This window comes from Pigmentiphaga sp., assembly GCF_019689535.1.
GTDB lineage: Bacteria > Pseudomonadota > Gammaproteobacteria > Burkholderiales > Burkholderiaceae_B > Pigmentiphaga.
Genome location: NZ_JADGHH010000162.1, coordinates 1 through 8295, shown reverse-complemented (window position 1 = coordinate 8295; position 8295 = coordinate 1). Strand labels below are relative to the sequence as shown.

9 protein-coding genes are annotated in these 8295 nt (G+C 64.0%); 1 reads left to right on the top strand and 8 read right to left on the bottom strand.

The genetic code is table 11. The features are described 5' to 3' along the window. On the top strand, positions 1-344 hold a 344-nt coding region (locus IRZ12_RS13425), incomplete at its 5' end, for a tripartite tricarboxylate transporter substrate binding protein (RefSeq protein WP_296469267.1). Positions 345-428: 84 nt separating this feature from the next. On the opposite strand, the gene cyoD is transcribed toward IRZ12_RS13425, so the two are convergent. The 8 genes from cyoD to IRZ12_RS13385 form a co-directional block, all read right to left on the bottom strand. Beyond that, positions 429-776, bottom strand: a complete 348-nt coding sequence (gene cyoD / locus IRZ12_RS13420; RefSeq protein WP_296469266.1) for a cytochrome o ubiquinol oxidase subunit IV — start codon at positions 774-776, stop codon at positions 429-431. Beyond that, on the bottom strand, positions 776-1411 hold the full coding sequence (cyoC, locus tag IRZ12_RS13415) for a cytochrome o ubiquinol oxidase subunit III (RefSeq protein WP_296469263.1): 636 nt from the start codon (positions 1409-1411) through the stop codon (positions 776-778). The genes cyoD and cyoC overlap by 1 nt, the downstream gene beginning before the upstream one ends. A gap of 132 nt (positions 1412-1543) precedes the next feature. Then, positions 1544-3520: a cytochrome o ubiquinol oxidase subunit I gene (gene cyoB, locus IRZ12_RS13410; protein WP_296469260.1), complete on the bottom strand. Its 1977-nt coding sequence runs from the start codon at positions 3518-3520 to the stop codon at positions 1544-1546. 4 nt (positions 3521-3524) lie between these two features. Then, positions 3525-4379, bottom strand: a complete 855-nt coding sequence (cyoA, locus tag IRZ12_RS13405) for a ubiquinol oxidase subunit II (protein WP_296469273.1) — start codon at positions 4377-4379, stop codon at positions 3525-3527. Positions 4380-4710: 331 nt separating this feature from the next. Continuing rightward, positions 4711-5271 carry a response regulator transcription factor gene (locus IRZ12_RS13400; RefSeq protein ID WP_296469271.1) on the bottom strand — a complete coding sequence of 187 codons (561 nt, stop codon included), beginning with the start codon at positions 5269-5271 and terminating at the stop codon, positions 4711-4713. Next, positions 5271-6470, bottom strand: a complete 1200-nt coding sequence (locus IRZ12_RS13395) for an ATP-binding protein (protein WP_296469258.1) — start codon at positions 6468-6470, stop codon at positions 5271-5273. Before IRZ12_RS13395 ends, IRZ12_RS13400 begins: the two co-directional genes overlap by 1 nt. Positions 6471-6578: 108 nt before the next feature. Next, positions 6579-7046 carry an NUDIX domain-containing protein gene (locus IRZ12_RS13390; protein WP_296469256.1) on the bottom strand — a complete coding sequence of 156 codons (468 nt, stop codon included), beginning with the start codon at positions 7044-7046 and terminating at the stop codon, positions 6579-6581. Further along, a complete protein-coding gene (locus IRZ12_RS13385) occupies positions 7043-8290 on the bottom strand; it encodes an MFS transporter (protein ID WP_296469269.1) in 1248 nt (415 codons plus the stop codon). Before IRZ12_RS13385 ends, IRZ12_RS13390 begins: the two co-directional genes overlap by 4 nt. Positions 8291-8295 lie beyond the last annotated feature (5 nt).

The window sequence follows — 8295 nt, the reverse complement described above, 5'->3', positions numbered from 1 at the left end:
GCCAGTACATAGATAGCGGACAGCTGATCGCGGTCGCCGTCGCCGAGAAGCAACGCTCCAGCCTCCTGCCCAACGTGCCGACCGTCACGGAGAGCGGCATCCAGGGCGTGGAGCTGAACGTCTTTTTCCCGGTCTTTGCACCGGCCGGGACGCCGCAGCCGGCGATAGACCGCTTGAACCGGGAGATCACGCGGATCATGCAGTCGCCCGACATCAAGGAGAAGATGCGCAGCGCCGGCGTGGAGACCTCCGGCAGCAGCGTGGAAGAGGCCGTCAAGGCTGTGCGCGGCGAGTACGCATTCTATGGGGGCGTCGTCAGTGAGTTCGGCATCAAGGCCGAATAGGGGAAATCAAGACCGGGGTGTTGACCGGATGCAGCCGGTCAAAAAAACGGCCGCACGAAGCGGCCGTTTTGCCGAGGGGGCATCTTACATCGGCATCATGTTCGCATTCATGTTGTGCAGCACCCAGGCGGAGCCGCCCACGATGATGGCGATGATGAGCATCGTGAAGAGGAAGGTGGTGAGGTTGTCGCGCTGCTCGGGCGAGGTACCCAGGTGCAGGAAGAACACGAGCTGGACGATCAGCTGCAGCACGCACAGGATGACGATGGCGGCCGCGGCGGCAAACCCCGTCAAGGCGCCGGTCATGACCACGCCGAACGACAGCGCGGTCAGGACGATGCAAAGAATGAACCCGACGACGTACGACTTGACCGAACCGTGGCTGGCGTGGGCGCCGTGATCGCTGACGGCTGGGGAGGAGTGTTGCGCCATTACAGGGCTCCCATCAGGTAGACGAAGGTGAACACGCAGATCCAGACGAGGTCCAGGAAGTGCCAGAACAGGCTCAGGCAGGCCATGCGGCGGCGGACCACGGAATCGAGGCCGAAGCGCCGGATCATGTCCATCATGACCAGCATCCAGATCAGGCCTGAGGTCACGTGCAGGCCGTGGGTGCCCACCAAGGTGAAGAAGGCCGACAAATAGGCGCTGCGCTGCGGACCGGCGCCTTCGGCGATCAGGTGGTGGAATTCGTAGATTTCCATGCCCACGAAGCCGGCGCCGAACAGGAAGGTCACCGCCATCCAGCCCAACACCTTGCCGCGATCGCCGGCGTGCAGAGCCAGCATGGCCATGCCGAAGGTCACGCTGCTGACCAGCAGCAGCATGGTTTCGGTCAACACGAATGAAAGGTCGAACAGTTCGGCGCCATGGGGCCCCCCGGCCGTTGCCTTGGAGAGCACGGCGAAAGTGGCGAACAGCACCGAGAAGATGAGCAAGTCGCTCATCAGGTAAAGCCAGAACCCGAAGACGGTCTTCGAACCGTCATCGTGGTGTTCATGCCCGTCATGGGCATGATGATCGCCACCATCGTGGCGATGCGTACGAAGAATTGCAGCGCTACTCATATTGCTCTTCAAAAAACCGGCGGTACTGGTGCCGGAAGCCGTCTAACAGATCCAGGGCACCGCGGATCCGGCTCTGCCGGTCCGCCGGTGCCGCCCCCTGGGGGGCGCGCGCAAGCGCGTAGGGGGGGCCCTCTACGCCGCCTGCTTGAGCGACTCGTAACGGGCGTTCTCGATGCGCGCCACCTCTTCGGCCTTGACGTAGTAGTCCACGTCGCGGTCATAGGCACGGGCCAGGAAGCCGCCGATCATGCCCAGCAGGCCGAGGGCCGCCAGCCACCAAATGTGCCAGACCAGGGCGAAGCCGAGGATGGTGCCGGCAATCCCGATGTACACGCCGGCGCCGGTATTGCGCGGCATGTGGATGTCTTCGTAGTGGTCGGGACGCTTGTAGGCCACGCCGGTTTCCTTGTCATGCCAGAACTGATCGAGGTGAGTCACTTTGGGCACCTTTGCGAAGTTGTAGAACGGCGGAGGAGAGGAGGTAGACCATTCCAGCGTACGGCCACCCCAGGGGTCGCCGTCGTAGTCGACGTTCTTCTTGCGGTCGCGGATGCTGACGGCGATCTGCAGCAGCAGGAAGAAGATACCCAGCGCGATGACGACCGCGCCGACCCAGGCGACGATCAGGAACGGTTCCCACGCGGGGTTGTTGTGATGGTTCAGGCGGCGTGTCATGCCCATCAGGCCGAGCGCATAGAGCGGCATGAAGGCCAGGAAAAAGCCGATGAACCAGCACCAGAACGAGTACTTGCCCAGGCGCTCGTTGAGCTTGAAGCCGAAGGCCTTGGGGAACCAGTACACCATGGCCGCGATACACCCGAAGACGACGCCACCGATGATGGTGTTGTGGAAGTGGGCGATCAGGAACAAGCTGTTGTGCAGCACGAACGACACCGCGGGGATCGCCATGAGCACGCCGGTCATGCCGCCGATCACGAAGGTGACCATGAAGCCGAGCGTCCACAGGACGGGCGTCGAGATCTGCAGTCGGCCGCGATACATCGTGAACAGCCAGTTGAAGATCTTCGCGCCCGTGGGGATCGAGATGATCATCGTTGCAATGCCAAAGAAGGCATTGACGTTGGCGCCCGAACCCATGGTGAAGAAGTGGTGCAGCCAGACCAGGAAGGACAGGATGCCGATCGCGGCCGTGGCATAGACCATGGACTTGTAGCCGAACAGCGTCTTGCGGGCGAACGTGGCAACGATTTCCGAGTACGCGCCGAAGCAGGGCAGGATCAGGATGTAGACCTCGGGGTGGCCCCAGATCCATATCAGGTTCACGTACATCATCACGTTGCCGCCGAGATCATTCGTGAAGAAGTGCGTGCCCAGATAACGGTCGGCGGTCAACAGCGCCAGGGTGGCGGTCAGCACCGGGAAGGCGGCCAGGATCAGGATGTTGGTGACCAGGGCGGTCCAGGTGAAGACCGGCATCTTCATCAGGGTCATGCCGGGGGCGCGCATGCGCAGGATGGTGACGATGAAGTTGATCCCGCTGAGCGTCGTTCCCAACCCGGATAGCTGCAATGCCCAGATGTAGTAATCCACCCCGACGCCCGGGCTGTAGTCCAGGCCGGAGAGAGGCGGATACGCCAGCCAGCCGGTGGCGGCGAACTCGCCCACGAACATGGACATCATGATCAGCACCACGCCGCCGCCGAACAGCCAGAAGCTGAGCGAGTTCAGGAACGGATAGGCCACGTCGCGCGCGCCGATCTGCAGCGGCACGACGATGTTCATCAGGCCCGTGATGAACGGCATGGCCATGAAGAAGATCATGATCACGCCATGGGCGGTGAAGATTTGGTCGTAGTGGTGGGGGGGCAAGTAGCCGGCCGAGTCGCCGGAGGCGATGGCCAGTTGCGTGCGCATCATGATGGCATCGGCAAAGCCGCGCAGGAACATGATCAGCGCGACGATGATGTACATGATGCCGATGCGCTTGTGGTCGACCGTGGTGAGCCACTCTTTCCACAGGTACGTCCACTTGCCGTAATAGGTGACGGCGCCGAGCAGTGCGGCGCCTAATACGACGACCGCGGCCAGCGTGACCATGATGATGGGCTCATGGTACGGGATGGCGTCTAGGGTCAGTTTCCCGAACATCGATTTACTCCGACAAGGCTATCTTGGAAACGTTGGCAGGCGTGCACATTCCGGTATCCATGCCTGCGGAGGCCATGTACTGGTAAATGATGCCGTCGAACAGCGTGGGCTCGGCTTCCGAGTAGTAGGCGACAGGTTCGTGCTCGCTCGGCGAGACCAGTGCTTGGTAGGCCTCGGGCGTCAGCTTTTGGGGCGACGCCTGCACATTCCGGACCCAGGCTTCGAAGTCTTCCTGGTTCGTCGCCACGGCCTGAAAGCGCATGCCGGAGAAGCCGGCGCCGCTGTAATTGGCCGATATGCCGGCGTAGGTGCCGGGTTCGCGGGCGATCAGGTGAAGCTTGGTCGTCATGCCCGCCATGGAGTAGATCTGGCTACCCAGCTGCGGGATGAAGAATGCATTCATGACCGAGGCGGACGTGATGCGGAAATTGACCGGAACGTCCACCGGGAATCGGATTTCGTTGACCGTGGCGATTCGATATTCGGGATAGATGAAGAGCCACTTCCAGTCCAGCGACACGACGTCGATCTGTACCGGCTTGGCGTCGGACTCGAGCGGCCGGTATGGGTCGAGTTCATGCGAGCTCTTCCAGGTCAATACGCCGAGTATGGTGACGATGATGAGGGGGATGGTCCAGACTACGACTTCGACCGCGGTGGAATGCGACCAGCTGGGGTCGTATTTCGCCTTGGTATTGGAGGCGCGGTATCTCCAGGCGAACCACAGCGTAAGGACTATGACCGGCACGATCACCAGCAACATGAGTCCGGTTGCAGTCAGGAGCAGGGTTTTCTCTTGGGCGCCAATGTCGCCCTTGGGATTTAGAATGGCCATGTTGCAGCCAGCCAGCAGCAACATGGTGGCGCCGACGCATAACGCGCGTCCCGCGTTCACGAAGAAGGATTTACTCACGTCCAGCCTTGGTTTGTTGAAACGTTGGCGAAATCCGCCAGTTCCGCATCCTACTGAACGTGTCTTGGCCGGGGATGCGACAAAAGGTCGCGCGCCGAATGCAGGCCGCCCCGTTTTACGGCCGGTTGCCCGGGTCAGGGCGTGTTCCCCTTGGGTGTACCTAATTGTGACGCGACAAGGCTAGGGATTTGCCCTGCGACAATATGTCGCACCCCGTCTCGGGGCGCCCACCTTCCGCGGGTGCGTGCCGGTGGCGCGCGGAATGTCCCGCAGCGCTTTATTCAGGCTCGGGGCCGCGTTCAGGACCGGGCCGCTTGGCCAGCTTGCGCTGCAACGATCGGCGATGCATGTTCAGCAGGCGAGCCGCCGCGGAGACATTGCCGCCGGTTTCGTGCAGGGCTTGCTGGATGTGTTCCCATTCCAGGCGATGCAGAGGAATCATGGTTGATTCCACGGTCACGGCCTCGGCTTTTTCCAGCCCGAGCGCCCGGAGAATCATGTCGGCGGTCGCAGGCTTGGGCAGATAATCGTCTGCCCCGCGCTTGATCGCGTCCACCGCCGTGGCGACGCTGGCGTAGCCCGTGACGAGCAGGATGCGCATGTCTGCGCGCAGCGCACGCAACGGCTTGATCAGGGTCAGGCCGGAGTCGTCGCTGCTGAGCTTGAGGTCGATGAGGGCAAACCCCGGGCGGATCTCGTCGGCGATGCGCAAGGCTTCGGCGATCGTGGTTGCAGTGCGGGTTTCGAGGCCGCGGCGGGCCAGGCTGCGCTGCAAGGTGCGTAGGTAAAGCTCATCGTCGTCGACGAGCAGTCCGATATCGAGGGTGGTGGTAGTCATCATGAAGTCACGGTGGTTTCCACGGGCAATTGGAATTGGATGCGTACGCCTCCGCCTTCGGCGGCCGTCATCGTCATCTCGCCGCCCAGCCGCTCGACCGTGGCATGGGAAAGCGCCAGGCCAACGCCTAGCCCTCCGGGCTTGCCGCTGCGAAATAGCGTGGCCGGAAGTAGCGGCTGGTCGGGGTTGAGCCCGCGTCCATAGTCGCGCACGACGCCGCGCACCATCCCGCCTTTGCATTCCAGGTGCAGATCCACATAGGGCGCCCCGGCCTGGACGCCGGCGTCAGCGGCATTGTTCAGCAGCGCTTGCAGCAGGTGGGCGACGGAGGGCTCGACGCGAAGGCCGCGGGGTAAGATGCCGGTGCGATGCAGTTCGATCGTGGGGCGGACCAATTTCCATTGCTCCACCACCCGCTCCAGTTCCACTTCTGTTGGGACAGCCAGATTGCGTACTCGTTCCCGGCACAGCGCCAACAGCTCGATCAGCATTTCCGAGTCGGCGCGCAGCTCGTCAGTGTCGGCCTGGGCCGCGATTTCGTCGGCCAGCAGCGTCATGGTGGCCAGCGGCGTGTTCAGCTCGTGCGCCATCGACGCGGCATGGGTCGCCAATGCGACGATGCCTTCATTGCGGGCGAAGCGCTCGCGCAGGTCGGCCAGTTCCCGTTCCCGGTTGCGCAGGTCGGCGGCGAGCCGGGTGGAGAAGATCAAGATGACGACGACGGCGATGAGAAAGCTAGCCACGATGCCCCATAGCAGCAACTCGTAGGCGTCGCCCGGCGCCTCTAGGGGACGGCCGAAGATGGCCGCGATCGCGTACCCGGCTACGCCGGCACCGGCCGTCGCATATGCCCAATGGCTGGGCAGCGCCATGGCGGCCAGCGCGATCAGGACCAGGAAGAGCAGCCCGAACGGGTTGCTGATGCCGCCGCTCCACGCCACCATCCAGGCCAGCACGCAGATGTCCACCAACATGTGCAGGAACGCGGTGGCGTGCGAGGGTTCTCCGCCGGTGCGCAGCCGCCAACCGGCATACAGGTTGAAGGCCACCAGGGTGGCCACGCCGCTCCACAGCATGGCGAGCGGCAAATCCACGCCCAGCGGGCCGCTGGCGATGAAGATGGTGGCAGCCTGGCCGCCGATGGCAAGCCAGCGCAGGCTGGACAAGGTGCGTAGGAAGGAGGTCTCGGTACGGCTCATACGGGCTGGGGATGAACCGGACGGTGTGCCGGCGGACTCCATTATGACCTACGGACGAGTCGCCTCGGCCGCTACCGGTTGCGACGGCTGCGGTTGGCCAGGAGGGCGCTAACTGGCGCAGTCGGGCAATTCCTGGAGCCGTTCGAGCAGGGGACGCTGGGCTTCGAGTATTTTTTCGCGCGCAGTTTCGAGGTCGAACCAGTCCGCGCGATCGACCTCGGGAAAGCTTTGCATGCGTCCGCTACGGGGCGGCCACTCCATGGTAAAGGTGTTGCTGCGCAGTGCAGTGGGGTCGACATCGGCCTCTAGCGCAAAGGCAATCACTTCTTTGCCGCCGCGCTGCCTTATCCGGCCCAGCGGCACGAGCGGGCCTGGCGGGGCCGCCCCCAACTCCTCGCGCAGTTCGCGCACGGCTGCGGTGGCGGGATCCTCGTCCACTTCCACCAGGCCTTTGGGAATGGACCATGCGCCGGCGTCGCGCCGCCGCCAGAACGGACCTCCCGGATGCACGAGCAGTACCTGCAGCGTGTTACCCGTACGCCGGTACATGAGCACGCCGGCGCTCGTCGCGCTCATGGCCGCGCCCCGCGCCGCGCATGCGCGGCCGCAGTCCCGCCTCGTTGCATCTGTGCCCATGAGATGCCGAAGATCACCAGGCCGGCGAGGGCGAGCAGCAGGCCAACCCAACCCGTCGAGGCCCAGCCCAGGCCCGCCGCGATGGTCACCCCGCCGAGCCAGGCGCCAAGCGCATTGGCGAGGTTGAAGGCGGAGTGGTTGAGCGCGGCGGCCAGGGTCTGAGCGTCCCCGGCCACGTCCATGAGGCGGATTTGCAGGGCCGGACCGATGGCAACGTTCGTGCCGATCAGCATGACGTTGATGGCGGCCAGCCAGACGTTATACGCGGTGAGGGAAAAGAGACCGAGCACCACGCCGGACCAAACCAGCAGTCCGCATATGGTCGGCATCAAGGCTTTGTCCGCCAACCTCGACCCGACCAGGTTGCCCAACACCATGCCGACGCCGAACAATGCAAGCACGAAGGGCACGGCGTGTTCGGGCAGCCCTGCGAGCTCCATCAGCGTAGGCTTGACATAGCTGAAAACGGCAAACATGCCACCGAAGCCGATGGCTCCTATGCCGAGCGTCAGCCAGACTTGTTTACGCCGCAGCGCACCCAGTTCGCGCCAGGGGCTGGCTCCTGCCCCTGCCGGGATGTCCGGAATCCAGCGCTGGACGAGCAGCGCCGCCGCTACGCCAATGGCACCAACGAGTGCGAAAGCGGCACGCCAGCCCAGCCACTGTCCAAGCCCGGCCGCAATGGGTACGCCGGCCAGGGTCGCAATGGTGAGCCCCAACATGACGTAGCCGACCGCCCGGGCGCGCTGGCCCGCAGGCGCCAGTTGCGCCGCGACCAAGGCGGCGACGCCGAAATAGGTGCCGTGCGGCAGTCCCGTCAGTAGCCGCATCAGCATCATGGAGAGGTAACCGGGAGCCGCCGCGCTGGCAAAGTTGCCGAGCGCAAAAAAAGCCATCAGGGCGACCAATAGGGCGCGGCGCGGCATGCGGGCGCCCAGCACCGCCAGGACGGGGGCCCCGACGACCACCCCCAGCGCATAGGCGCTGATGAGATGTCCCGCCGTTGGAATGGAAATGCCCAGGTCTCGGGCCGCATCGGGAAGCAGCCCCATGATGACGAACTCACCGGTGCCGATGCCGAAGCCACCGAGACCCAGCGCCAGTAGCGCGCGGCCGAACGAGGGCGCGGCAGGAAGCGAAGCGCGTGGTTGTTGGGCGGGTTGCGCCGGGGAGGGAGGGTTCATGAAGG